This window comes from Arthrobacter sp. BC5 (assembly GCF_056680255.1).
In genome coordinates this window covers 60,441-84,649 of sequence record NZ_JBWXPX010000002.1, presented here as the reverse complement: position 1 = coordinate 84,649, position 24,209 = coordinate 60,441, and the positions used below count along the sequence as shown (strand labels likewise).

General features: G+C 61.8%; 24 protein-coding genes and 1 riboswitch. Of the genes, 14 read left to right on the top strand and 10 right to left on the bottom strand.

Annotation, left to right across the window (positions count from 1 at the left end; genetic code table 11):
* Positions 1-26: 26 nt before the first annotated feature.
* From AC1MFI_RS17950 to AC1MFI_RS17940, 3 genes are all read right to left on the bottom strand, one after another.
* On the bottom strand, positions 27-728 hold the full coding sequence (locus AC1MFI_RS17950; RefSeq protein ID WP_479821084.1) for a DUF305 domain-containing protein: 702 nt from the start codon (positions 726-728) through the stop codon (positions 27-29).
* A gap of 1,194 nt (positions 729-1,922) precedes the next feature.
* Positions 1,923-4,226 carry a copper-translocating P-type ATPase gene (locus tag AC1MFI_RS17945; RefSeq protein WP_479821083.1) on the bottom strand — a complete coding sequence of 768 codons (2,304 nt, stop codon included), beginning with the start codon at positions 4,224-4,226 and terminating at the stop codon, positions 1,923-1,925.
* 79 nt (positions 4,227-4,305) lie between these two features.
* Entirely contained in the window at positions 4,306-4,680 is a 375-nt protein-coding gene (locus tag AC1MFI_RS17940; protein WP_479821082.1) for a heavy-metal-associated domain-containing protein, read from the bottom strand.
* A gap of 298 nt (positions 4,681-4,978) precedes the next feature.
* On the opposite strand from AC1MFI_RS17940, the gene AC1MFI_RS17935 reads away from it, so the two are divergent.
* Positions 4,979-5,386: a four-helix bundle copper-binding protein gene (locus AC1MFI_RS17935; RefSeq protein WP_479821081.1), complete on the top strand. Its 408-nt coding sequence runs from the start codon at positions 4,979-4,981 to the stop codon at positions 5,384-5,386.
* Positions 5,387-5,539: 153 nt separating this feature from the next.
* Here AC1MFI_RS17935 and AC1MFI_RS17930 read toward each other — a convergent pair whose 3' ends face one another.
* Complete coding sequence (locus AC1MFI_RS17930; RefSeq protein ID WP_479821079.1) at positions 5,540-5,959, bottom strand: metal-sensitive transcriptional regulator; 420 nt, start codon at positions 5,957-5,959, stop codon at positions 5,540-5,542.
* Between the two features lie 309 nt (positions 5,960-6,268).
* A riboswitch (cyclic di-AMP (ydaO/yuaA leader) is annotated at positions 6,269-6,493 on the top strand.
* 2 nt (positions 6,494-6,495) lie between these two features.
* On the opposite strand from AC1MFI_RS17930, the gene AC1MFI_RS17925 reads away from it, so the two are divergent.
* Together AC1MFI_RS17925 and AC1MFI_RS17920 are read left to right on the top strand one after the other, a co-directional pair.
* Positions 6,496-7,398: a LysM peptidoglycan-binding domain-containing protein gene (locus AC1MFI_RS17925; protein ID WP_479821077.1), complete on the top strand. Its 903-nt coding sequence runs from the start codon at positions 6,496-6,498 to the stop codon at positions 7,396-7,398.
* 748 nt (positions 7,399-8,146) lie between these two features.
* Positions 8,147-9,097 (top strand): ATP-grasp domain-containing protein, encoded by a 951-nt coding sequence (locus AC1MFI_RS17920; protein WP_479821076.1) that lies wholly within the window; start codon positions 8,147-8,149, stop codon positions 9,095-9,097.
* Between the two features lie 36 nt (positions 9,098-9,133).
* Here the strand turns inward: AC1MFI_RS17920 and murJ are convergent, their stop codons facing one another.
* The 3 genes from murJ to AC1MFI_RS17905 all read right to left on the bottom strand — a co-directional run bounded on the left by murJ (position 9,134) and on the right by AC1MFI_RS17905 (position 12,381).
* The gene (gene murJ / locus AC1MFI_RS17915) at positions 9,134-10,651 is read right to left on the bottom strand and encodes a murein biosynthesis integral membrane protein MurJ (RefSeq protein ID WP_479821075.1); all 1,518 of its coding nucleotides are present in this window, start codon (positions 10,649-10,651) and stop codon (positions 9,134-9,136) included.
* 347 nt (positions 10,652-10,998) lie between these two features.
* The gene (locus AC1MFI_RS17910; protein WP_479821073.1) at positions 10,999-11,319 is read right to left on the bottom strand and encodes a hypothetical protein; all 321 of its coding nucleotides are present in this window, start codon (positions 11,317-11,319) and stop codon (positions 10,999-11,001) included.
* Positions 11,320-11,955: 636 nt separating this feature from the next.
* Positions 11,956-12,381: a hypothetical protein gene (locus AC1MFI_RS17905; RefSeq protein WP_479821074.1), complete on the bottom strand. Its 426-nt coding sequence runs from the start codon at positions 12,379-12,381 to the stop codon at positions 11,956-11,958.
* 1,188 nt (positions 12,382-13,569) lie between these two features.
* On the opposite strand from AC1MFI_RS17905, the gene AC1MFI_RS17900 reads away from it, so the two are divergent.
* The 3 genes from AC1MFI_RS17900 (at position 13,570) to AC1MFI_RS17890 (ending at position 16,063) form a co-directional block, all read left to right on the top strand.
* On the top strand, positions 13,570-13,890 hold the full coding sequence (locus AC1MFI_RS17900) for a hypothetical protein (protein WP_479821073.1): 321 nt from the start codon (positions 13,570-13,572) through the stop codon (positions 13,888-13,890).
* 111 nt (positions 13,891-14,001) lie between these two features.
* Positions 14,002-14,997, top strand: coding sequence for a hypothetical protein (locus AC1MFI_RS17895; RefSeq protein WP_479821071.1), 996 nt, complete (start codon positions 14,002-14,004; stop codon positions 14,995-14,997).
* Positions 14,998-15,349: 352 nt separating this feature from the next.
* Complete coding sequence (locus tag AC1MFI_RS17890; RefSeq protein WP_479821070.1) at positions 15,350-16,063, top strand: hypothetical protein; 714 nt, start codon at positions 15,350-15,352, stop codon at positions 16,061-16,063.
* Positions 16,064-16,188: 125 nt separating this feature from the next.
* Here the strand turns inward: AC1MFI_RS17890 and AC1MFI_RS17885 are convergent, their stop codons facing one another.
* The 3 genes from AC1MFI_RS17885 to heR all read right to left on the bottom strand — a co-directional run bounded on the left by AC1MFI_RS17885 (position 16,189) and on the right by heR (position 19,494).
* Positions 16,189-17,499, bottom strand: coding sequence for a nucleotide-binding domain-containing protein (locus AC1MFI_RS17885; protein WP_479821069.1), 1,311 nt, complete (start codon positions 17,497-17,499; stop codon positions 16,189-16,191).
* A gap of 2 nt (positions 17,500-17,501) precedes the next feature.
* On the bottom strand, positions 17,502-18,095 hold the full coding sequence (locus AC1MFI_RS17880) for an SLATT domain-containing protein (RefSeq protein ID WP_479821068.1): 594 nt from the start codon (positions 18,093-18,095) through the stop codon (positions 17,502-17,504).
* 559 nt (positions 18,096-18,654) lie between these two features.
* Positions 18,655-19,494: a heliorhodopsin HeR gene (heR, locus tag AC1MFI_RS17875; RefSeq protein ID WP_019483732.1), complete on the bottom strand. Its 840-nt coding sequence runs from the start codon at positions 19,492-19,494 to the stop codon at positions 18,655-18,657.
* Between the two features lie 501 nt (positions 19,495-19,995).
* Here heR and AC1MFI_RS17870 point away from each other — a divergent pair.
* The 8 genes from AC1MFI_RS17870 (at position 19,996) to AC1MFI_RS17835 (ending at position 24,153) form a co-directional block, all read left to right on the top strand.
* Positions 19,996-21,177 carry a TerC family protein gene (locus AC1MFI_RS17870; RefSeq protein ID WP_019483733.1) on the top strand — a complete coding sequence of 394 codons (1,182 nt, stop codon included), beginning with the start codon at positions 19,996-19,998 and terminating at the stop codon, positions 21,175-21,177.
* Positions 21,178-21,235: 58 nt separating this feature from the next.
* The gene (locus AC1MFI_RS17865; RefSeq protein WP_019483734.1) at positions 21,236-21,598 is read left to right on the top strand and encodes a helix-turn-helix transcriptional regulator; all 363 of its coding nucleotides are present in this window, start codon (positions 21,236-21,238) and stop codon (positions 21,596-21,598) included.
* A gap of 32 nt (positions 21,599-21,630) precedes the next feature.
* The gene (locus AC1MFI_RS17860; protein WP_019483735.1) at positions 21,631-21,828 is read left to right on the top strand and encodes a hypothetical protein; all 198 of its coding nucleotides are present in this window, start codon (positions 21,631-21,633) and stop codon (positions 21,826-21,828) included.
* Positions 21,829-21,898: 70 nt separating this feature from the next.
* Positions 21,899-22,231: a helix-turn-helix transcriptional regulator gene (locus AC1MFI_RS17855; RefSeq protein ID WP_019483736.1), complete on the top strand. Its 333-nt coding sequence runs from the start codon at positions 21,899-21,901 to the stop codon at positions 22,229-22,231.
* A gap of 142 nt (positions 22,232-22,373) precedes the next feature.
* Positions 22,374-22,589, top strand: a complete 216-nt coding sequence (locus AC1MFI_RS17850) for a hypothetical protein (protein ID WP_019483737.1) — start codon at positions 22,374-22,376, stop codon at positions 22,587-22,589.
* On the top strand, positions 22,586-23,170 hold the full coding sequence (locus AC1MFI_RS17845; protein ID WP_019483738.1) for a dTMP kinase: 585 nt from the start codon (positions 22,586-22,588) through the stop codon (positions 23,168-23,170). The genes AC1MFI_RS17850 and AC1MFI_RS17845 overlap by 4 nt, the downstream gene beginning before the upstream one ends.
* Positions 23,167-23,634 carry a succinate dehydrogenase hydrophobic membrane anchor subunit gene (locus AC1MFI_RS17840; RefSeq protein ID WP_019483739.1) on the top strand — a complete coding sequence of 156 codons (468 nt, stop codon included), beginning with the start codon at positions 23,167-23,169 and terminating at the stop codon, positions 23,632-23,634. The genes AC1MFI_RS17845 and AC1MFI_RS17840 overlap by 4 nt, the downstream gene beginning before the upstream one ends.
* Positions 23,635-23,820: 186 nt before the next feature.
* The gene (locus tag AC1MFI_RS17835) at positions 23,821-24,153 is read left to right on the top strand and encodes a DUF3040 domain-containing protein (protein ID WP_084442800.1); all 333 of its coding nucleotides are present in this window, start codon (positions 23,821-23,823) and stop codon (positions 24,151-24,153) included.
* The last annotated feature ends 56 nt before the right edge of the window (positions 24,154-24,209 follow it).

Below are 24,209 nucleotides of genomic sequence, written 5' to 3'. Positions count from 1 at the left end.
GTGCATCCGTGATGGAGGGTGTGATGTCAGCGCTGCTCGAGCAGTGCCGTCATCTCATCGATCTCGGCCTGCTGGGTTTCCACGATGGTCTCGGCCATCTCGATGGCATCGGGGAACATGCCGTCCGTGATCTCGGTTTGCGCCATCTCGATGGCACCACGGTGATGGGCGGTCATCGACTCCAGGAACATGGTTTCGGCTTCAGCACCTTCAGCAGTGCCAAGCGCCGCCATGTCCTCGTCGCTCATCATGCCCTCCATTGACCCCATGGAACCCATGTCGTGGCCTTCCATGCCGCCTTCGGGCTCCTCGGGCTCGCCCCAGGCTTCCAGCCAGGTGGTGAGCTGCTCGATCTCGGGTTCCTGTGCGGCAGCGATGCGTGTCGCCAGATCGGTCACCGTAGGGTCGATGCCCTCCTTGTCGAGGAGCATATTGCTCATCTCAACGGCCTGCCGGTGGTGGGGCAACATCATCTGCGCGAACATCACGTCCGCGTCATTGTGCTCACCCATGTCCTCGGCAGATGCGCTGGAGGTGGCTTCTGAAGTGGCCCCCGCCGACGCGCTCGGGGTGGCCTCCGCCGCGGCGGAGCTGGGGGCAGCCGCGGCGGAGCTTTCTTCGCCCATGTCCATGCCCTCCATGCCGCCGCCCGAGGATGAACCACAGGCGGACAGGGTGATGAGGGCGGCGGCGGACAGGGCGGTAAGTGATGCGAAACGGTGCTTCATGAGAACAGTCCTTCGGTATGTGAATACACGGGTTCAGGAAAGAAACGATCGGTCGGTGTTCCCACGACGTCGGCTGCCTTGTGCATCCTTTGGCGCCACTCATACCGTCCGTGCGCAGAGTTCGATCTGAGCGGGAGGCAGCACCGACGGAGAGGCGGTACGTGAGTGGTGTCGAGGTGGGGGAGTCCGGTCATGACAGTGCCGGCAAGTGCACAGGCGTGTGAGGCGGGAACATGAGGAAGCCGCGAAGGGGCTTCCCGGTGTTTATGTGCGACTGATCGAGAGCTGAACCAAGGAAACTGTTTGTGCTCTGAAAGGAAGAGTGAAGGCCAGTGATGGGGGGCCGCGACGGATCAGGGTGCCGCGTAGGAGCGCGGAGCGAAGCCCCAGGAAACCTGCGAGCCCAATGATCAGCAGCGCGATCATGCACATGGCGTCCATCATGGAGTGCCCGTTCGGGCAGGTCAGCTCACACAGGGAGCCGTCGGCAGAGCCATGGCCATCGGAGGAGGCGACCATCGCCGCTGCTGAACCTGCAGCTGGGCCCGCTACTGGGCCTGCTGCCGGGACGGTCGTTTCGGCCGTCATGAGGGTTCCGTTAGATTCCGAAGCGGTGGGTGCGGAAGCGACGGTGTGGGTCGGGGCAGTGTGGGTGGAAGCCGTGTGGCCTGCTGGCTCACCGATGGTCGGGCTGATCCATAGATGCATCGCCAGTATGCCGACCAGAAGAGTCAGGAGCCGCAGGGTCCACGTCAACGACACGAGGGTTCCGGTTGTGGAGGATCGCTGGGATCGAGGAACGGTGAGCAGCAGATTTTTCACCGTGTGTTCGTCCCTCCCCTCATGCTTCAGCGATCCTTCAACTCGAAATAATACCCGGGTGGGGTACGCCCTCAGGGCCGGGATCAGGTTTGATGTTCACATCAACAGTAGGGGCCCGGTACCCGATGAGGCCAAGCGGCAGATTCCTGCCGGAGCCCAGCTCGCATGCCCTTTGGTGTCCGGAAGCTGGTCGGTGTATGCCAGTGCGGGCTGTTCTGCCCGCTACCTGCCCAACGGTCTGCGGGCTCTGGTGGTGCCCTGGGGTGAGCCCTGTAGCCACGGCCTTCCCACCGGCGTCCGCCGCTTTTCAGGGGTGCTGAGTGCGGGCGAGGACACCGGTGGGACCGGTAGCGATGGAACCGGTGGGTGCTGCTAGGCCGTGGTGCTGATCCGTTCCGGGTCGAGGTCGATCCGGCGGAGCAGTTGGGCGTTCAGTGCCACGACGATGGTGGACACGCTCATCAGGACCGCGCCGGCGGCGGGGGAGAGCAGGATCCCCGCGAACGCGAGCACACCTGCGGCCAAGGGGACGGCGAGGACGTTGTATCCGGTGGCCCAGATGAGGTTCTGGATCATCTTGCGGTAGCTGGCCCGGGATAGGTCGATCATCGCCAGCACTGCCCTCGGGTCGTTTCCGGCGAGGACGACGCCGGCGGATTCCATCGCCACGTCCGTTCCCGCCCCGATCGCGATGCCGACCTCGGCCCGGGCGAGGGCTGGGGCGTCGTTCACGCCGTCGCCGACCATCGCGACCTTCAATCCGCGGGATTGCAGTTCGGTGACCTTGGAGTCCTTGTCCTGCGGCAGGACGTCGGCGAACACCTCATCGATGCCCAGCTCCTTACCGACGACATCGGCGACCTGGCGTGCATCCCCGGTGATCATCGCGACCTTCACCCCCCGGTCCTGCAGGGCCTTCACGGCGGCCCGGGATTCCTCCCGCACCTTGTCCTCGAGCCGAACCGCACCGATCACGGCACCGTCGCGGATGACGTGCAGCACGGACGCGCCACGGCCCACCCATTCCTGCACCGTTCCAGCGATGTCGGCAGGGGTGCCCAAGCCGAGTTCCTTGAGCATGTTTGGGCCTCCCACAGCGACATCATGGCCGTGGACGGTGGCGCGCACACCGCGACCGGTCATGGACGCGAAACCCGTACCCGTGTAACCAAGGTTTGCCGTTGCCGTGTTGGATTGGGCGGCGGCAACGATGGCCCGGGCGACGGGGTGCTCACTGTCGGCCTCCGCGGCTCCGGCCAGGGCCAGGAGCTCGGCCTCGGTGACACCGTTGACCGTTGTGGTCGCGGTGACGGCGTGCTGTCCTTCGGTGAGGGTGCCGGTCTTGTCGAACAGGACGACGTCGATGGTGCGCATGCGTTCCAGGGCGATGCGGTTCTTGATCAGTACCCCGGCCTTCGCGGCGCGTTCGGTGGAGATCGCGATTACCAGGGGGATCGCCAAGCCCAGGGCGTGCGGGCAGGCAATCACGAGGACGGTGACCGTGCGGATGACAGCGTCATCCGGGCTTCCGAGGACCATCCACGCGATGAAGGTCAGGATTCCTGCGCCGAGGGCGAAGTAGAACAGCAGGGCTGCGGCCCGGTCCGCGAGGGCCTGAGCTCTCGAGGAGGAGGCCTGCGCTTCGGCGACCAGACGCTGGATCCCGGCAAGGGTGGTATCCGAGCCAACGGCGGTCACCTGCACCCTCACTGCGTTGTCGGTGGCGACGGTTCCGGCGACGACGGTCTCACCGGTGGTGCGGGATACGGTGCGGGATTCACCGGTGATCATCGACTCGTCGAACTCCGCGACCCCGTCGACAATCTGCCCGTCCGCCGGCACCCGGGCGCCGGAACGGACCAGGACGACGTCCCCGGTGACCAGGGAGCTCACCGGGACGGTCTCGACCCTTGCATTGGTTCCAGTGCCTGTGACTCTGTCGGCTTCGTCGGGCAGCAGCGCGGCCAGAGCGTCCAGGGCCCCAGCGGCGGAGCCAAGGGCCCGCATTTCCATCCAGTGGCCGAGCAGCATGATGACCACCAGCAGGGCGAGCTCCCACCAGAAGTCCAGGTCGAACCCACCGATACCGAGCGTGGTGACCCAGGAGGCGATGAACGCGACGCTGATTGCCATCGCGATCAGCAGCATCATGCCCGGCTGCCGGGACTTCAATTCCGTCACCCCGCCTTTGAGGAACGGGGCTCCGCCGTAGACGAAGATGACCGTGCCCAGGATCGGGGCGATCCACCTCGAGCCCGGGAACTCCGGCGGCATGTACCCGAAGAGCATCGTGAACATGGGACTGAACGCGACCACGGGGATCGTGAGGATCAGGCTGAGCCAGAACTTGTTCTTGAACATCGCCGTGGAATGCCCGGCATGCTCCCCATGGGAGTGAACCTGATGATCCTCATCCGCGGCCCCACCCGAGTGACCTAAATGACCGGCGTGACCTGCATGACCAGCGTGGTCGGTCGGAGCGGTGTTGCCGGTGGGGTGGTGTGTCTCGGCGAGAGCGGAGTGGGCGTCTGCCTGGGGCATGGCCTGGCCGTGGGTGGTGTGGGCATCATCGCTGCCGTTGGCTGCAGCTTCTGTGACGGTGGGTGTGGCAGTGGGGGTGACGGTGGGACTGTGGGATCCCTGGTGGTGATTGTGGTGGTGTGGGTTGTTCGTCATGATCAAGCCCTTTCCGGGGGCACCTGAGAGCAGGTATGTTCTGGTCCCTGCAGCGCTCCTACATCAAGCGCTGGAAGGCCTAGCTGGACGCCAGCTGGTATCCGGCGTCGCTGATCGCCGAGGCGACAAGCCCGGCGTCGAGGGGTGTGGCGCTGGTGACATGCAGGGTGGAAGTGCCGCCGGCGACAAGGTCCACACGTGCCTCACGGACCCCTGTGATCTTCCCGATGGCCCCGCTGACCCTGGACGCGCAGGAGCCGCACGTCAGACCAAGAACCGGGAACGCCGCGGACACGTCGTCGGACGTGGTGGGAGCAGCCGGCGCTGCAGCTTCCTGAGGGGCGCAGCAGGAACACCCGGAGGAGTTCTTCTCCGTAACGGGAAGCAAAACGGTGGATGAAGCAGTCGATGAAGTAGTGGATGAAGTGGTCGACGGAGCAGATGTGCCGCACATAGGAACCTCCAAGGAAAATGCGAATGCGTGAGGGGAACCGAAGCGCTGCAGGAGGTCACGATCAGTGAGCCTGCCCCAACACCACAACGGTTCTGGCTGTCGTGCCGAGCACCTCACAGGAGGGCCCGATAACAACGAATTTATACCCCCCGGGGGTATCTGTCAAGCAGATTCTTCATCGCTCTCACACCGACGAATTCATGGCCGGTGATGGTGGGCGGGGGCTAGCGTGACACGCGGGGCGCCGGTCCCGGATGCCCCTGAACCTTCAGTAGACCGACGGAAAAGGAGCAGAACAATGACTCACATCACCTCCATGCTCGAGACGTACCCGAAGGATCTTGGTGGCATCGACCGCGAAAAGCTGGCCGAATGCATCGCGGCCTGTTTCGAGTGTGCGCAGACCTGCACGGCGTGTGGGGACGCGTGTCTGAGCGAAGACATGGTTGCCGAACTCACCAAGTGCATCCGCACGAACGCTGACTGCGCAGACATCTGCACCACGACCGGCCGGATCCTCTCCCGGCACACCGGCTACGACGCAAACATCACCCGAGCTGTCCTGCTGGCCTGCGAAGTCGCCTGCAAGGCGTGCGCCGATGAATGTGAGCAGCACGCGCAGATGCACGAACACTGCAGGATCTGCGCCGAAGCATGCCGCCGCTGCGAGACGGCCTGCCGCGAACTCGCCGCTACCCTCAGCTGAACTCGGTCACCGGCGGCTGCCCCGCACTAAGGCCCCCAGGAGCAGCCGCCAAGAAGCCGTCGTCGGAAAACCCTCACCCCCCTCACGCCCGGCGCTCATTCTCGGCGCTCGTGTTCAGCGTCCGTGTTCAGCGCTCGGCGAGGAGGCCCGGGTTTAGCGCAGCAGCCTGCTGATCGCCTGAGTTGCTTCCTTGACCTTGGCGTCGATGACGTCGGAGGATCCGCTCGTCGCGGCTTCGTGAGCTGCGTCGACGACACAGTGCTGGAGGTGGTTCTCGAGCAATCCGAGGCTGACAGCGTGCATGGCGCTGTTGACCGCGGCGACCTGCGTGAGGATATCGATGCAGTACTTGTCCTCGTCGACCATGCGGGCGATACCGCGCACTTGACCTTCAATGCGCTTCAGGCGTCGTAGGTACGCATCCTTGTCCGCTGCGTATCCATGAACTGTGTGCCCTATCGCCTTTTGGTTCTGGCCCGCGTCGGGTCCTGTGGCCTCACCGGCTGCTGCGGAGACCGCTGCGTGAGATGTTGCAATGCTGGCATGCGTTCCGGTTCCGGAGCTCACGGTCATTCCCTTTCACCACCAATCGATGCAATCCGGTTGTACCGGCCCGAGATCGTTGGTGCCTTCCCCTGCTGCGCCCATCGCGCAGCAGCTTCCAGTATCGCTGGTCGCTAGGCCCCCTGTCCTTATATCGGCCGCGCTTTGTTGACCTCGGTAACCATCAGGTATTCGGTTTACGGCGTGTTGTGGAGACACGCCGCACTCCGTTACCTGAACGTGACTTTGATACCACCCTGGGGTATTCTCGTCGAATGTTCCCGGCACCCCGCCGAGACCATACTCCCGCGCAGAATGCCGAGCCCTGCCGCTGCATCCGGGAACCGTTCGCACCACCCAGTAGGCAGGGACGGGGGAACCACGTTTCCACCGGGCCACCGCATGTATCTGTGCGATGACCCTCGGGGTTAAGTCGATCCGACAACCTAGGCACGACCTGTACGTTGCGTCCGCGACTGCAGGAATGCACAGGATTGAACGACGGCCGGGTGCACTCCCATCCGAACCCGACAGCTCACCCCGCAGGCATGGGAGAGGCAATCACCATGTCACGTACGTCCATTCCGGCGCGCCACCGCGCCGTCGTCACCCACTCCATCGCCCTCGAAGGCCTGTCGCACTCCGCGAAGACCGGTGCAGTAGCACTGGGTAAGCCGGCCATCATCGCAGCAGCAACCGGCGGCCTCGTCTTCGCCGTCGGCGCCCCCGCACAGGCCGGCACCTACACCCAGGAAGCCACCACGGGCACCGTAGCCCAGGCCCCCGTCGCTCCCGCAGTTGTTGCAGCTCCTGCCGCTGCAGCCGGAATCCACACCGTCGTCGCCGGCGACACCCTCGGTGCCATCGCTGCCAAGCACGGCCTGAACCTCAACACGCTCCTGGCCCAGAACGGCCTGTCCTACGCATCGGTCATCTACCCCGGACAGCAGATCAACCTCACCGGAAGCGCCAGCGCTGCCGTCAGCCCCGCAGCTGTCCCCGCAGCAGCACCTGCCAGCCAGGTCTTCTACGCAGCGCCCGCCCCCGCAGCTGCCGCCGCGGCACCCGCAGCCACACCGGCCGGCATCCAGCTGACCTCGGCCACCATCGCCCCGATCGCCCCGGCAGCCCCCGCGGCTCCTGCGGTCCCCGCCAGCGGCGTCGGCGCAGCCCTTGTTGCCTCGGCCTACGGCCAGCTCGGCTCCATTCAGGACTGCACGATCCTCGTCGAGCGGGCCCTGCGCTCGATCGGCAAGAACGTCGGAGACCTCGGCCCCACGCAGTTCTACCAGTACGGCACGGTCGTCTCGACCCCCGCCCCCGGTGACTTGGTCATCCGCCCCGGCCACATCGCGATCTACGTCGGCAACGGTGAGGTCATCAGCAGCGGCATGAATGGTGCGAACCTCACGATCAAGCACCCCCTGTCGGACCTCGCCGGTTCGTCCTTCGTGCGGGTCAACGGCTAACACTAGATTCAGCGGACGCGCAGTAGTGTCCGTAAGCTGAACAAGAGTGGCAGGTGCCCTGGACGGGGGTGCCTGCCACTCTCTGCTTTGACGCTTCAACCCCTGTCAGCACCCCGATCAGTGGTTTCCCAGTGATCCGTGCAGCAGCGCATTCACGGCGACGCTTTTCAGCAGGCGGGGCCGCCTCTGCGGATTGCGCTGATACTCCTGTATGCATTGCGTGTTAGCGCCCAACCTGTGCAGTAGGTCGTACGTGTGCCCGGGATCTGTTGGACCGCTTGGTGATGCTGACGATATTTAGACCTCAGGTGCCGTGCACCCGGGCTGGCCGGTCCGCCGAGGGAAAGTGAAGTCAGATCCAGCTGTGTCGTTGGCGGTGCTCTTGGTTAGGCTGATTAGCTTTTGGTCTAGGCGCTCTTATGCCGCCTAGCCGCAGTGGTCATCTGGGGGACCCGTCAACCTACGTCATAACCGAGGAACCAGCATGTACAACTCGCCCGACCTGCCAGCCAGTCCCGTTGATACTGGGCACGGTACTGATCCTGAGGGGTCGAGGGTGCAGAAAGCCCCAAGCCCGCGGGTACTGATCGTGGCGACGGGCCGTGATCGGGGTGCCCTCGCTGCGGCTCGGGCGTTCAAGGCTGGCGGCTGGTACGTCGGTATTGGTACCCCAGAAGGTGGCGGCGTTTTGGGGTCCTCGCGGGCAAGCGACGTTGCCTACCGGGTGCCGAGGCCACGTGAGGATGGGATGCCCTTCGTGGACGGGGTGCGCCGCGCCGCCACCGACGGCGGGTTCGACATTGTCTTCGGGGGAGGCGACGACTGGATGGCCGCGCTGGCGGCCTATAGGACGCAGATCCCATTGCCGGTCGCGCACCCAGACTATGACGTCGTCGAGACGGTGTTGGACAAGGTCCGCCTCGCTCAGTACGCCGAAAAAGCAGGGTTGGCCTCCCCACATACGGAACTGGCCACAGATCAGGCTCTGGCGGTGTGGTCTGGACCTGTGGTCATCAAGTGCAAGGAGCATTGGGCGCCCAACCAGACGCACCCGCTGCGGATCGAGGCGAAACTCTTTGCGAACGCGTCCGCCGCGCGCGGGCAGGTCGAGCGGATTCGCAGCGTAGGGGCGGAACCCATCCTGCAGAAGCCTGTTGCCGGGAATCTCGGGGCGCTCATCGGGGTCTTCCACCGCGGCCGGCTGTATGGGCGCACCCAGCAGGTGTCACCGCGACTGTGGCCCACTCCGAACGGAGCATCAGCCCGCGCCTACACCGTGCCCGTGGACGAAGCGTTGGTAGAAAAAGTCGAAGCGATGCTCCTGAACCTGGGGTGGCACGGATTGGTGGAACTGCAGTTCCTCACCGGCGATGACGGGGTCCCGTACCTGATCGACTTCAACGGACGCTTTTTCGGATCACTCGCCCTGGCAGAGTCCGCCCGCCCAGGACTCGTCGCTGCTTGGGCTGAGAGCGTTTTGAAGTCCCAAACACCTGAGCTGGGGGACGCGCGTGTAGGAGCGCGCTACTCGTGGGTCGCAGGGGATCTGCGGCGGGCCCGAATTGAACGCCGAGGCGGACTCGTCCGCGACGTGATGGACACGTTGCAGTGGTCCGCGCGCGCCCGGCACAGCATCTGGGACCCCCAGGACATCCGGCCCTCGATCACCCTGGCACTGGCACGGTTCCGCCGCTCCTGAGCCCTGGGACCCCGAGGCCCTGAATGAAGCGTCTGGTTACCGACGTCTGGCTGCCCGGAGCATTTCCAGCGGCACGAGACGCTCCGGTGCGCGCAGCAGCACCAGGCCCATGATGTAGACGCCGAGGATCGCGAAACCGACGATGCTTCCTTGGAGTAGGGCTCCGCTTCCAGCGCTGAAGCGCATGATGACGATGCCGACTGCTGCGGCACAACCGCCGATGAGGGCGGCCCGACCAAGCAACTGGCTTCCTGCACGCACGTCGAGGGCGTGATGTCGGCGGGCCAACAGCCAGGCGTTGGCGATCGCGGCGAAACCCAACGATGCACTGGTAGCCAACGCGATGCCGGCCACACCCATCAGGGGTGCCAGCACGATGTCGCCCGCGACGTTGATGGTCATGGCAATCACGGAGACCACGACGGGGGCTTTGGAGTCACCGAGCGCGTAGGAGGTGCTGACCATGACCTGCCGGACACCCATCGCAACCAGGGCCGGGGCGTACCAGAGCACTGCCACGGCTGTGGCCTGGGCGTCTTCCGAGGTGAAGGCGCCTCGTCCGTAGGCGACGAGGGATAGAGGGAGCGCGGCGACCATCAGCACCACGGTTAGGGGTACGAGAATGGTGACAGTGACTGACAACCCCCGGTACACCAGACGCCGCACCTCGGCAAGATTGCCGGCTGCAGCGCCCAGCGCCGGGTACAAAGGCACCAGCAAAGACGCGATGAGTAGGGTCTCCGGCAGGTTCACCAGACGCCACCCATAAGATAAGGCGGTGATGGCCCCATCACCCAAGGTCGAGCCGACCGCGCGGTCGACGAGTGAGTTCACGTTTCCGATCGCGCTACCGACCAGCAGGGGCGGCATGAGCCGGGCTATTTCACGGAAGCCCTGATCACGAAGATCCCAGCGCGGCCTTACCCGTAGCCCCAACGAGCGAAGGGGCGGGAGCTGCAGCGCCAGGCGGGCCGCGGAACCGATGATGAAACCGACAGCCAAGGCCTGAATTCCGAAACGGGGCCCGAAAAGCCCCGCAGCACCGATCATGATGATGTTGAACGGGACCCCCTGCAACGAGGACCACACCACCCTGCCATGCGCCTGCGCGACAGCCGCCAAAAGATCGGTACCGGCGATCAGCACGGTGGCAAGCAGCATGATGCGCGTCAGGAGAACCGTGAGGTCCGCTTGGTCCCCCTCGAATCCCGGAGCCAGGACCGCCGTCACCGGACCTGCGCACAAACCCACCACGATCGCACCTATGCCGAGAACCACCATGGTGACGGTGATCGCCGTATCGAAGCTTTGATGACTTCTACAGGTAGGGCCTTCCGCAGCTACCTCCCGCGCAATCACAGGTGTCACTGACCGTGCCATCGCATAAGCGACCAGACCGAGGACCACGTTCATCAGCCCCTGCGCCACGAGATAGGCATCCAGGGAAGGCCCTGCTCCGTAGACGGCTGCGATAACCACATCCCGGACGAACCCGAAAACAGTAGACAACGCGGTCAGGCCGGTCACGACAACAGCGGCGCGCGAGACACTCATCCGACTGCCTCCCGACCCTATGCCCTTGCCCAAACCCTGCTCATCTAAGCACGGCGTCCAAAACGACCGCCAATCACGCCGGGCCGGATGTCAGATTAGCCCTTGCCGTCGTGAAATACGCACCACCGGATGGGTACTGAACTGGAGGGGCGTCGGGACCCAATCGGCATCAATGGGCTATGCCTATCCCTATGATCAGAAGTGCAAGGTTGACCGGCATCGCGTCCGTATTAATCCGAGTGGGGTACATGAACTGATCCAAGCCCGAGATGCCTCCAGACACAACAACCGAGCCCGAGCACCTATCGACAGAACTAAAGCAGCCCACTTGGCCATCCTCTAGCGGGTCAGTAGCTGCGTTTTTCGATCATCAGCTTCTGGTGCAGGAGGATGAGCGCTCGGTGGCTTAGCCCGAGTTGCAGCATTGGCGCGAGATTGATGTGAGCGTAGAGCTCGATGGACGTTTCGTTCACTTCCCACAGCGCCGACCGGTTCCCCTCGCTCTGGTCCGTTTCGTCAGTAGCTTTCCCATAGACGTTGGTGAGGCGGTCCCGCACGATGTCGAACGCGGAGCCGGCAAGTACGTGGGAATCTTCGGTGCCGGGATAGAAGAAGAACCCAAGGAAGTGCAACTGGTCCGCCAGTGCCGCCCAGGAACCACCCTCCATCGACACTCCTGGCATGAGGAGCGAAAACCGCTGGATGAGTCCGCCAAGTCATCCTGATGCTCGCCCAACGGGCCCGGGGCGCAACCAATGGCCGCGAAGTACGCGTTGAACTGGTCCGCATCCTTGGGCCACCGCCCGCTGACTACCTTGTTGATCAGGCTCAGGATCACATCGGGTTGAGGGTCGAGAGATTGAGGCGCCGTTTCAGCCATGACTGCACCCTATGCCTCGCTTGTGGTGAGCGGCGCAGGTCGAGTGCTGCGCACGCTGCGGATCACCCACCGGTGGACGGCTTTGAGCTCCACCCTTCGGGCTCCACCCGCCCACAGCGGGATGACCCTTTCCGGTGCTTATGCGATTGAACCGGAGGGCTGGGAGTTGGGTCGTGGGCACTTTTTCGGAACCGGAAGTGTTGAGCAATTGGTGGGTCATTCGTGGTGTGGTGCCTCTTGAGGGATGACCCACCGCTTTTGCGTTAGTACCCCTCAGTACGCGCGAAGGACTAGGTGAATGAAGGCTGGGTGATTGCTACGGCCTGCTGGTGGCGGTAGAGGGTTCCGCGGCTCTACCCACTAGGCTGGCTGCTTCCTCGGTTGTGCGCCCTTTAGCTCGCGCGCCGACCGCTATGGCTGTCTGTCAGGCATACCCAGTGCGCTCCTTCCGTCCGCTGACCGCCCCGAGGTTGTACCCTCGGTCGAGCGTTCCGATCATGTCCACGGGGCGTGCAGCATCAGGATGATCAATGACAGAGGATGATTCAGAGTGAAAGAGCCGGTTGCGCCCCGGTGGGTCCGCATAATCTCTTGGGTGAACCCCGTCAGCGGAGCGATCGTCTTCGGGTTCGCGGTCGCTCTTACTGGGCAGGTGCTTTTCGGCAATCCCAGCTGGACCGACGTCCAGTCCCTGACCCGGACGATCATTCTGTTTGTCCTTGGCGTGCTTGCTGTAGTCGTCTGGCTGCTCGGGAAGACGTCCCGAGTCAAGCGGTATGCCTCCCTGCATGGTGCCGACCACGATCCATTCACTGAGTAGCTGCAACAAGTAGGACTTGATCATGAACATGGTTCGCGACCAATCTCGCCAGGTTCGCTGGTCAGCGATCGGGTCTGCTGCGGGCCGAGGGCAAGGTGGTCGACCAGGATAAAGCAATCACAGCCCTCCAGAAGAAGATCGATAAGGAGGAAGACGCGGAGCAGAAGAAGCAAGTCCAGGCCGGAGTCCGGATTGAGCGGAATCGAGCCAACCGCGACCAGGCCCTTGATCGAGAGCTTAACTCGCTAGCTGAAACCACGTCCGCTCTCGACGCTCGACTCACTGCTGTCGAGGCATCCTCACTGGATACTCTGGCACGAGCCGTCGCGAGCGACCCCGTAAAGCGTCAGTATGACGTATCCCTGTCCTTCGCTACACCGAACGGAACCACGGCCGGGTGATTCTTGGAATCGGGTACGAGAAAGTCTCCTCGCAATCAGTCGCGTATCGCCATCCTTGTTCCGGAGAGCAATTCCTCATCGAACATTCTGGTGCTATTCGGTGAGCCAAGTTCCGAGCTGCTCACCCTGCTCCTCGGTCAACCAGAAAGAGATCGGCTGCTCACCCTCCGCGGTCTCGGCTCCCACGTTGATAGAAAATCCGGACTCACTGCCGATGGTCGGACTCAGGCTAAACGATTGAACTAGTGGTTCCGTGGGGAGGTCCTGCCCCATCAGTATCGTGACGGGACCTGCATACGTTCCTGCTAGGAGTGCCCTCACTGGTGTATCCGAGTTGGCCATCCACCGCGTCCCAGCATCCAACTGGTTCTTATGGCCCGAACAAACGGGCACCCCGTGGCCCGAATAAGGTGCCAACGTGAACGAACTCGTTGAAGGTTCGAGACAGCGCAGTACGGAGCAAGCATCCATGAGCGTGATCGTACCGCTAGGCAAGAACAAGCAGCCGGGCGCTTACTCGTGAACGAGAACAACGTTCGTAAGCCGATCCGATTACGGGCAGTAGGTGCGGGCACTCATCCACAAGCGAGGCATAGGGTGCAGTCATGGCTGAAACGGCGCCTCAATCTCTCGACCCTCAACCCGATGTGATCCTGAGCCTGATCAACAAGGTAGTCAGCGGGCGGTGGCCCAAGGATGCGGACCAGTTCAACGCGTACTTCGCGGCCATTGGTTGCGCCCCGGGCCCGTTGGGCGAGCATCAGGATGACTTGGCGGACTCATCCAGCGGTTTTCGCTCCTCATGCCAGGAGTGTCGATGGAGGGTGGTTCCTGGGCGGCACTGGCGGACCAGTTGCACTTCCTTGGGTTCTTCTTCTATCCCGGCACCGAAGATTCCCACGTACTTGCCGGCTCCGCGTTCGACATCGTGCGGGACCGCCTCACCAACGTCTATGGGAAAGCTACTGACGAAACGGACCAGAGCGAGGGGAACCGGTCGGCGCTGTGGGAAGTGAACGAAACGTCCATCGAGCTCTACGCTCACATCAATCTCGCGCCAATGCTGCAACTCGGGCTAAGCCACCGAGCGCTCATCCTCCTGCACCAGAAGCTGATGATCGAAAAACGCAGCTACTGACCCGCTAGAGGATCCCGCTGCGGGACCAATTCATGACCCATCGAAGGGGCCCGTATAAGCCACCAAGTTCCGGAGGAGCGAGGACCTCAGCCCAATGGGATACTTGAATTTGTGACCGGTCCTGTCGAGATGCCCGCGAAGATTACGCCACCTGAGCAAAATCTAATTGATTCAGCCCGCAGATGGATCCACGAGAGCATGAAAGCTTGGGCTGAGAATGATCACTCGAAAGTCGCCGTGGTCGCACCGATGGCTGTCGAACACTTGGGTAAGGCCGTGCTTTGGAGAACCAACCCGGTGCTCCTGGTGCCGCTACAGCAGGAGGCCGAAAGTTCCCTTCTGAACCTAGCCACTAAGCCGGATCTCTCCATGCCACGTCTGCGAACGATCGGCCTAGCAATGCTACTCAACCGACTCGAACAGCTCATTGGTTCTCTTGCCGTGGAGAAAGGTCGGCGGGCCAGGCTAGTTGCCAGCCGAAACGGGGAAGTACATGTTGGATCCTCGGACCAGTCACGGTACGTGTTGATGGACTGCCTATCGCTGTGCCGCCGCTTGGCGGATCACCTACAGCTCAACCAACGAGACTTCTTTGGTGACCACTACCAAGATGTCGAGGGGTTGCTTCAAGAGAAGCGGACTGAAGTCGGACATGTCGTGGCGGCGAAGAAAGCCAAAGCGAGGAACTCCCTCAACGACCTTGAGCAACGCCTAGGAACAGACGCCTTCGAGCGTTTCACCACCGAACTCGAAGCCGGTGCGGAGGATGCACTCAGTCCCGAAGACTTTGGGCTTAGCCTCAACTCGATCAGCCATCCTTGCCCGGAGTGCTCATCTGAAGGTCGTCTTTTCGGCCGTGTTGATGTCGAGAGTGAGCCTGATTGGGATGTTGAACCAATGGGCGACGGTCAGTATCACCAGTACATTTCGGGCACCATCTGGGTCCTAAAGTTCTACCCTCAGCTGTTTTCTTGCAACGTCTGCAAGATTCATCTGTCCGGCTCGGAGGAGCTGGTGGAGACAGGACTGCCGTCAGAAGCTGAAGTGGTGGACGAGGACGAGTTGGACGACTCCTTCGATCTTCAAAGTTTCACCGAATACATCTAGGAAAGCTGAACCCACCATCAGATTGTCTACCTCCACCACCCTCGGCACGTGTATAGCAGAGGGATCGTCGACCTTGCACGAGGAGGATCCCGTTGAAGGACGCATGCAGAGCCAGGACGGCGTCAAGTGATGTCTAGGCCCACGCACAATTCTGTTGCAAAAGGCTTAGAAGGATCCTAAAGCAACGCGATTTATGCCCATCTGCGCTGTGAAACTTGGGTGCACCTCAGTACAACACCTCCGACTGGTCTGCAGGAGTCCGCGGTATGGTTCTCGCGAGGCCTTGAGATACTCATTTACTAGCAGAGTCACTTAGGTCGCTCTGAATCTTTTACTTGTCAAGGGGGACGCCGTGTTTGAGATGAATCCAACTCTGGTTGAGGTGTTTGATGAACCGCCGCGGCCACTTACCATCCGGTTGATCGATGATTGGGCAGATCGCGTACACGCGTTGCCTTCCATGAATGCGCCCTGCTACCAGGCGGTCACCAACTACATCCAAGCGGCTGGTCGCTTGGTGCATAAAAGTGAGCAATTAGGTGAAAGAGTACGTTTCTTCTCGACGTCGTCTTCTGGCAGCACCCCTACTCCTGTAGACCAGCATGAGGTGCACGACTTGTATGAAAGATACTTCCAAGGCTTCTACAAGACTCTCTCCAGCCTCGCTGCCGTCACAGTTCTATTCCCATCTGTCTTCCATAATCCTCCTGTTCGCAGTATGAAGAAGTTCTTGGAAGCGATGGCAGTCGCCTATCCAGATGTACAAGAAGCATGCGGCCATCTAGAAGAAGCGCGACAGTACCGCACCCTCCTCGATCATCCCGCGGGAGCTGCAGTGTCGAACTGGATGACTTTCCAAACCGCTGACGGGAGAGGCTTACGAGTCATTTTCTACGGGTATAAGAGCAGGTCAGGAGGTATCCCTGAGGGAGCTGAGCGGATTACATATCCGTTCTTGACGGATGCCGATTGGCTCTTCGATTCGCCGTTTGTCCCCTACACCAATCAGGCACTCGGTGACCTCACTGCAGAGCTCTTTACGAAGTTGATGGAGGAGTCAGCGTGAAGGCATCTCACAATGAACTCTTGATAGCTGCATTGCAGTTCCGCCATCAATCATCTGCAGCACCGGATGGCCATCCTCCATCGGGCAACCCCGAGACGGGTTCCTACGGCATCGGTCGAGTCGGTTCAAGTGTCTGAGGTAGTTGTGATGGGCACGTCGATGCGGTCCCGGGCGACCACGATTCCGTCCCTGATTAAGTAGCACTCCACGGTATGCTCACCTCGAAAGGTTGAGCTCTCCTTCCGGATGCCGGGCTTTGTCGAGCCGACGATGTCGCCGCGTACCATGCGGCGACGCTCCGCCTCCGGTCCCTGATTAAGCACCTTCCACTTCAGCGTGTATGGCTCGGGGACCGTGCAGCCGGTAACCTCAAATTTCAGACGCTTACCAGCGATGAGCGGTACTCCGGCACGTCCCATCTCGCGCAGCCGCCACGGGCGCCAACCGTTCTGTGTGACTTCGCAGTCGATAGACACACTCCCGGTGATGTCGACCGGGTACCGATCCTCGATGAACTCCTCCGTGCGCTTGGGCATATTGCTGGCCGAGGCCTCGAGGACGTCGTCTGTGACCGTGAGCGGGACGTTGGTGCCAAAGATCTCCCGCCACTTTTTGATCGAGATGGTCTTGCCCTCGTTCTCGATCGCAGAGACACATCGCTTGTAGGCCTTCTTGGCCTTGGCCTGGAACTTCGCCTTAACGTAGACGCGCTGCCGGCTACCGAGCGCTAAGTAGTAGTCCTTCTCTGGCTCGTCGACTAAAAACGAAAAGAAATCCCGTGACATCAGGTCAAACGAGCTGGTCTTCGCGGAATCGTACTCGTTGGTTTGCGAAAAGAAGTTGTATACCAAAGTGTCAATGACCAGGCCGCCGAGGTTTACGCCGTTCGCGTTCTTCCAGGAACGTACCATCCGGGAGAGGTGACGCATATTCGTCGAAGTGCGGTCATTGCACTCCTTCGTCGCGATAATCTCCGCGCGCGGCTTCGTGGTCCTCCAGGACTCAGCCTTCGTGTCCGGGTAGTCGAAGCTACCGTCCGTATTGTCGAACGCTGGCTGAACCTCGAACTTGAACTTATCGGACGTGAACTGTACGCGTACGACGCATTGGTCGACGCGGATGTCTATGTTCTTATATCGCGCCTTAAGCACGTCGCGCACACGCTCAAGGATCCGACGAGAACCATTGGGGTCGTTGTAGTCGTCTCGCAGAGCCGGCGGCAGGATGAAGATCATATCGAGGTCGGAGATGGACTTAATCGCTGTGTGTCGTCCGAACGAACCGATCATCAGCCTGTAGTCAAGGCAACCATCCTTATCTCGGAAGTTCTTATTGAGGGATTTGGTGATCTCGTCCCGACGGGATCGGATCGTCGCTACCTTCTCTCCCACCTTGAGGTTCGCCAGCAGCCCGTCAAAGATCTCAGAGGTCTCCATCCTTAGCCTTCACCTTCGTTCAGTCGTAACTTTTCAGGAAGCAGGAGGTCGAGCTCACGGGAGGAGAAGGTCAACTCCTCGTTGTCCTCTAGTCCCTTTTTGGCGCGGTCATACGCCCTCGCGGTGGTGCGCGGAGAAGACAAGTAGACCTCGCGGGTGGTCTCCTGCAACTCATCTCGGCGCATCCGGGCGTCGGAGTCAGCGATGGTGGCGGACATCAGATCGGCTATAAGCGAGACGAAGGACTCGCGCACATCCCACAACCGCGAAGCGACGTCCCGGTGAGCCTCGGCTTCCTCATGGAACCGGAACGTCTTTGAGCCAAGCGTGACCCAGGTGACCAAGACAGCGATAGTCGAAGTCACCAAGCTTGTCACCGTTGTACTCGCGATCGGGCTGACAACGGCGACCAGGAACGTGCCGGAACTGATCGCTGTCAGCGCGATGAGCACGCCCTGCTGCCAGCGGTGCTTCGTGAAGCAAATATCCGCCTGCTTCTCGTGAGTCTTGTGGCTATAAGCCACTCGCCCAAATGCCTCGCGCACCTGTGCAAGCAGGTATTGGCCAGGTTCGGGCGTCTCATTCTCGTCGGTCAATTTGCTCCGATCACTCCTCGATGGTCAAAACACCCCCCCACCAGCGAGTGGACTGATCCGAGTATGGCCGAGACCTCGGACATTCTCGAAAGGGTCAGCCCGAGTTCTAGCCAGAATTGGGGTAGCGCGGTGATCGAACGGGCAGTTCTTCGTTCTCCGAGTTGCTGTTGTCTGTTAGTCGCCGTCATTGCTCGCCCATCAAGCACGGCAAATCAGTGCAGCTAGCCGCCGAAGGAGAGGTGGATGCCTGCGGAAGAGGTCGTTTGTAAGCCGGTCCTCCACCGGGACGCCTCTCACCGGCATGAGCGAGGAAGAACAGTCCCGATAAATGCTGATGTGGCCGATTCCCGTATGACCCGCCCGAAAAAGTGCCCGCTGATGGTGCCCTAACCGGGACAGGGTCTACTCGTCCGGGATGTCTTCGACGCCCTGGGCCAGAAGCGGCAAATACGAACGTATTCGCTACATTCCCGAGCCAAGGCATCGAAGCATGTGGATCGCAGCGATAAGTGGCGTGGTTCTTGCAGCGTTCGGTGGCCCACCAGCGCCGGTGTGCCGCTCAGTTAGTCAGGGCAGGGATGATCGCGCCGGAGAACACCTGCCAGGCTAGGGCGGTCTTGGCGATGAGGCTGAGGATTATGTACGCGCGTTCGCCGTACAGGTAGTCACGCCAGGGACCGACCTGCCGGTACTGGAGCAGCTGGTTGATGGCGAAAATGTTGAAGAACAGGAACAGCGAGATGATGATCCCGTAGACGAAGGCGGGCGGTTCCGCCGCGCTCGTAGATCCGATGGACAGGAAGTAGATCAAAATGGCGATCCAGGGCACGATCCCCGCCAGTGATCCGAGGATGAAGGGTAAGAAATTGCCGCTACCGGGCCTCTCATACTTCTCTTGAAGGGCGCCGAAGCCGATCATCGCCGCATTGACGGCGAACAGGCAGATGAGGGCTGCGATGTCGGTGATTCCGGTGGTTTGCGCGATGAGCCAGATCATCACGGACGAGCTTAGCGAGTACTCGACCCAGCGGAAGTAGTTGTGTTGGACCCTCAGGCCGGCTTCGTAGCGCGGAAAGAATGCCGGTGAGGCAACCGCGAAGTGGAAGAGGGCGGACAGTGCCACGAACACCACGACGCCGGCGCCCACGTTGACCGCGAAGAGTTCCACGCGCTCGGGCGGGAGCGGGAATCCGGGCGGTCCTGCCAGGTAGTCCGCGGTGACGGGAAACGTGACCTGGTTGTCGAGCATCGCCAGGATGATCGTGAAGATCACGGCCTGCAGGAGGTGCAGCGAGCCGGCTACGACGTTGATGCGTCGCAGTCGACGGAAGCTATGAGGGCTCACATCGCTCACGTCAGCCGGACTGATGTCTGAGTTTGAGCGGGCTGCACGGGTCATGGCACTCCTGATAAGAGCGAACCTAAATCGTCCGGGGCCATCAAGCTAACATTGACCATTCAGTGTGCCTAGGAATGCTTCGTCTCTCAGCAATTAGTCTTTCAGCAGTTCTGTTGCTCTAGGCCCAGGTCCAGGTCCAGGTCCAGGTCCAACCGCAGCATCGCATCGGATCGACCGCCCACCTCCGGCCAGTTGCAGCATGCTCCCGGTGGTCGCCAGGGCGAGTGGTTCATCTGAGTCCTCCAGTAAGAGAGCGTGGCGAAGAGCGGTTCCTCTCCAGCGTCGTCAAGGCAGTCGGCACAGCAGGACGCGAACGTCGTCGATAGAACCCTTCCCATAATGGGTGAACTGTGCTTCACTTGTCAGTACATGGAGGGGAGTATCCCCTGTCCGTTCGTCGTCACTACGAGGATCCCAGCATCCTCCGGCGGACAGGGCCGATTCCGCTCGGCCGGGAGAGACCTCCATTTGGTTCAACAACTAACTGGAAGGTGCTTATTCATGGACGTCCCGTTGTGGGTCTGGTTCGCCGTCATCGGCTTCATCCTGATTATGCTCGTCGTCGATCTCGTTGCCCACCGTAAAGCCCATGTGATCAGCGTCCGTGAGGCCGCGGCCTGGTCGGCTGTTTGGGTGTTCTTCGGCGTCGCGTTCGGCGCCATCGTGTGGCGGTTCTGGGGGGCCGAGTTCGGTCAGCAGTACTTCGCCGGCTACCTCATCGAGAAGTCCCTGGCCGTGGACAACGTCTTCGTCTGGGCCATCATCTTTACGTTCTTCGCCGTCCCCCGCGAGTACCAGCACCGGGTCCTGTTCTTCGGGGTCCTCGGCGCCCTGGTCTTCCGGGCGATCTTCATCGCCGCCGGATCCGCGATCATCGCCAGCGCCGGCTGGGTCCTCTACCTGTTCGCCGCGTTCCTGCTCTTCACCGGGTACCGGATGCTCATCCAGCGTAACGAACACATCGACCCCTCAAAATCCCGTGCCCTGAAACTCTTCCGCCGCTACGTGCCCATGACCGATGCCTTCCATGGCCAGCGGTTCCTCATCCGCAAGAACGGGATCCTGCTCGCCACCCCGCTTCTAGCGGTCCTGGTCCTGGTCGAAGTCACCGACATCGTTTTCGCCGTGGACTCCATTCCTGCGATCTTCGCCGTCACCGACGAGGTGTTCCTCGTCTTCACCGCCAACGCCTTCGCGATCCTGGGTCTGCGCGCCATGTACTTCCTCCTGGCCGACCTCATCCACCGCTTCGTGTACCTCAAGATCGGACTCGCGATCGTCCTGATCTGGGTGGGCATCAAGATGGCCCTGAAGATCGACCTCTACTACATCCCCACCACGATCTCCCTCGCCGTCATCACCACCATCCTCACCGTCTCCATCGCGGCCAGCCTCATCAAGACCCGCGGCCAGGGACGCCATGAACCACCTGCGCCCGCCGAAGCGCCCTTCCGCACCGCGGAACCCGAGGAACTGGCAGAACTCGAGCCCCTGTGGAAGCGAACCCGCCGGGAAACCACAGCCAAGGCCCCATCACCTGGCGCCTCGCGTGCCGCATCAGTCGATGCTGCGCCGGCACCTGACGCTGATCAGGATCCGGTGGACGATGCCGCACACAGCGGTGATCAAAGCACACCGGGTCGCTCCTCCAGCGGTGACCACTTCGACGCACCGCGCCACTAGCCACCGAGCTGTCGTCATCCCTCACTCGTAACAAAACCTGTCCAGGAAAGGAATCACAATGCCATCAGCGCCCACCAATCGACCCACCACACCAGTCGACCTGTACACCAGCCGCCGCACCGCCCGACGACACCCGTGGACGTTTCTCACCCAGCACGGGCATGTGCTGCTGGTCGTCGCGACGGACCCGCACCCCCTGGTCGAGAACATCGCCGCCACGGTCGGCATCAGCCCACGCAAGACACTGCAGATCCTGAAGGATCTGGAGGACACCGGGTACCTGTACCGGATGCGGGAGGGACGGCGCACCCGCTACACCATCGACCCACACAAGCACTTCCGCCACCCGGCGACCTCGCACAAGGAGATCGGTGCGCTCCTGGCGATCTTCACTCAATCGCCAGCCGATACACGCTATTAGGACCCCGGGCTACGACCAGAAGGAAACTCCTCATGAAACACCGCAGAACAGCCCTCCTCGGGTCCGGGCTCCTCCTTACAGGGGCGTTGCTGATCACCGGATGCGACGACACGCAAGTGCCGCAAGGACCGGGAGTCGAGGAGCAGGAAGACGCCGAAAACCAAGACGGCAGCCCCGACGGACAAGACGACGGACAAGACGACGGGCAGGACGAGGACAGTGACGAATAGCTCTGAGATCAGAAGCGGCGCAGTACCTCTGGCGCGCGCGAGGCCGACACCAGCAGAAGAGCAACCGTTAATGACGCCACCAGAGCAACGAGGTGCCCACGCCCATTCGTGGACTTTCCTGACGAACCACGGGCATGTCCTCATCGTGGTCGCTGGGGACCCGAGCGCCCTGGTCGATGACATAGCCGCACGGGTCGGGATCACCGGCAGGGCCACCTTGCACATCCTGAAGGACCTGGAGGACACGGGATACCTGCAGCGCATCAAGGAAGGACGGCGCACACGCTATGTCATCAACGCGCACCAGCACTTTCGCCACCCAGCGATCGCTCATCAGGAAGTCGACGCACTCCTATCGATCTTCGGATCAACCGCTACAACGACACGGAAGGACAGAACGTGAGAGCGCCCACCCGTACCCCCACCAGCATCAGGTCACTGCCGGCCGGTGTCCTGGCCCGACCTCACCGCAATGCCATGCATCGTCGGGAGATCCTTGTCTCCGAGGGGCAGGAAGCGGCGGACACGAGGATTGGAAAGAGGCCATGATCGACGGGGGCCGCCTGTTCCAGTCTGATCACCGATCACCAGAACGAGAATCAGGGCTGGGTGAAGCAGGCCAGGGCAACGCTGAGAGCATCGACGAGACTGTTGACACCGCTGCGGACGCCGCATTGCAGGTCATGGAACAGCGCATCAATGCTTTGGTTTCTACCGTCCCTACGCTCTTCCGCTACCCGCGCGGCGGTGGCGGACCATGATCATCGTTCTGACCGGAATCGACGGGGCGGGCAAGACGACGGCCGGGCAGATGCTCGCGCAGCAGCTTAGCGCGGCCGAGTATCCTGCGGTCTTCACCAAGAACAGTTCTGGGCGGCGGAGCATCACGGCCTGGTGTGGTAGGCGGAAAATCAAGCCCCCGGTGCGCCTGCTCGATACTGTCGAGACGAGTATCCGCTGCATTAACGTGCTCATCTCTCACCTGCGCGCCCGGCCAGGTAGCAGGGTCGTCATCATGGACCGATACCTGTACTGCCAGGCGGCATTGAGGCAAGCGAGGGGCCTGAAATCAGGCTGGTTCCTGCCCTTCCTGTCCAAGGCCCTGCCTACCCCCGACATCGTCTTCTACTTCGACGTGCCACCCGACATCGCCTACAGCAGGATCCGACGGCGGGCCGCGGACACCGAGACCCTCGAGCACCTCCACGCCTTCGACGAGGCCTACCGGGAGCTCGTAGAATTTCCGTCCTTCATCACCATCGACGCCAGCAACCCTGCCGGGCAACTCGTCGAGGCCATGCTGCAGGAACTCGGTGTGTGCGGTCTGGGGCTCCCCTCATGAGCACGCCCCGAAACGACGGCACAAGGGCCCCCATCAGGGCACCCCGCAGCCGATCGATGACAGGAAGCAACTTCGAGCTGATCGCATGGCTTTTCATGCGCTGGTCCGGCGCCCTCCTGGTCGTGCTGATCTTCGTGCACCTCTTCGTGAACCTCGTGCTCGGCGACGGGATCAACCAAATCGACTTCGCCTTCGTCGCCGGCAAATGGGCACACCCCTTCTGGCAATGGTTCGACCTGATCATGCTCTGGCTGGCCATGCTCCACGGCACCAACGGGCTTCGCGTCATCATCAACGACTACACCGACACCGCCCGGACACGCATGATGCTCAAAGCCGTGCTCTACACCTGCACCGCGGTCATCATCGCACTCGGTTCCCTGGTCATCTTCACCTTCGACCCCTGCCCCGTCGGAGCTTCCCCGAGCACGCTTCCCGCGCTGTGCTCGGCCGGACCACCCTAGAACTCTCACCGGCACAAGGTCTGGCCGTGCATGTCACGAAGCCGTAAACGATCACGGAAACCGCCGAAGGCAGCCGATCGGCAACCAAGTGACCGCTCGTGCCGCCAACACCGGTCGACTTCTCACCCAACTCGATGCTGAGGCCAACAACGACCGGTCCAATACACCTGTAAGGAGAAATCTGTCATGGCACTATCGGACGAAGAACGCTCCCGGTTCGAGGAGCTCGAACTGCGTTTCGCGATCGAGGATTCTGAGCGCGCCCCGCGCCTGCAACACCCAAATTTCCCGCACCCCCCACGACGTCGCAAAGCAGCGTTCATCATGATCGTCGTAGGGATGCTCACCGTGATCACCTCCATAGCACTGTCCGCCCCAGCTATAGGTGTCGCCGGTTTCGTCATCATGGTCGCCGGCGGCATCGTAGGAACACCACCGCCTCCACCAGAACAAAGGGACACATCACCGCCGGGTCCGACACGTCCGTCGGGTCCGCAGTCGAGTACGAAGCCCCTTTAAGAAGGTCGAGCTGGACGATACCTTCATGTCAGTACGCTGCCTGATCCGTCGCCGTC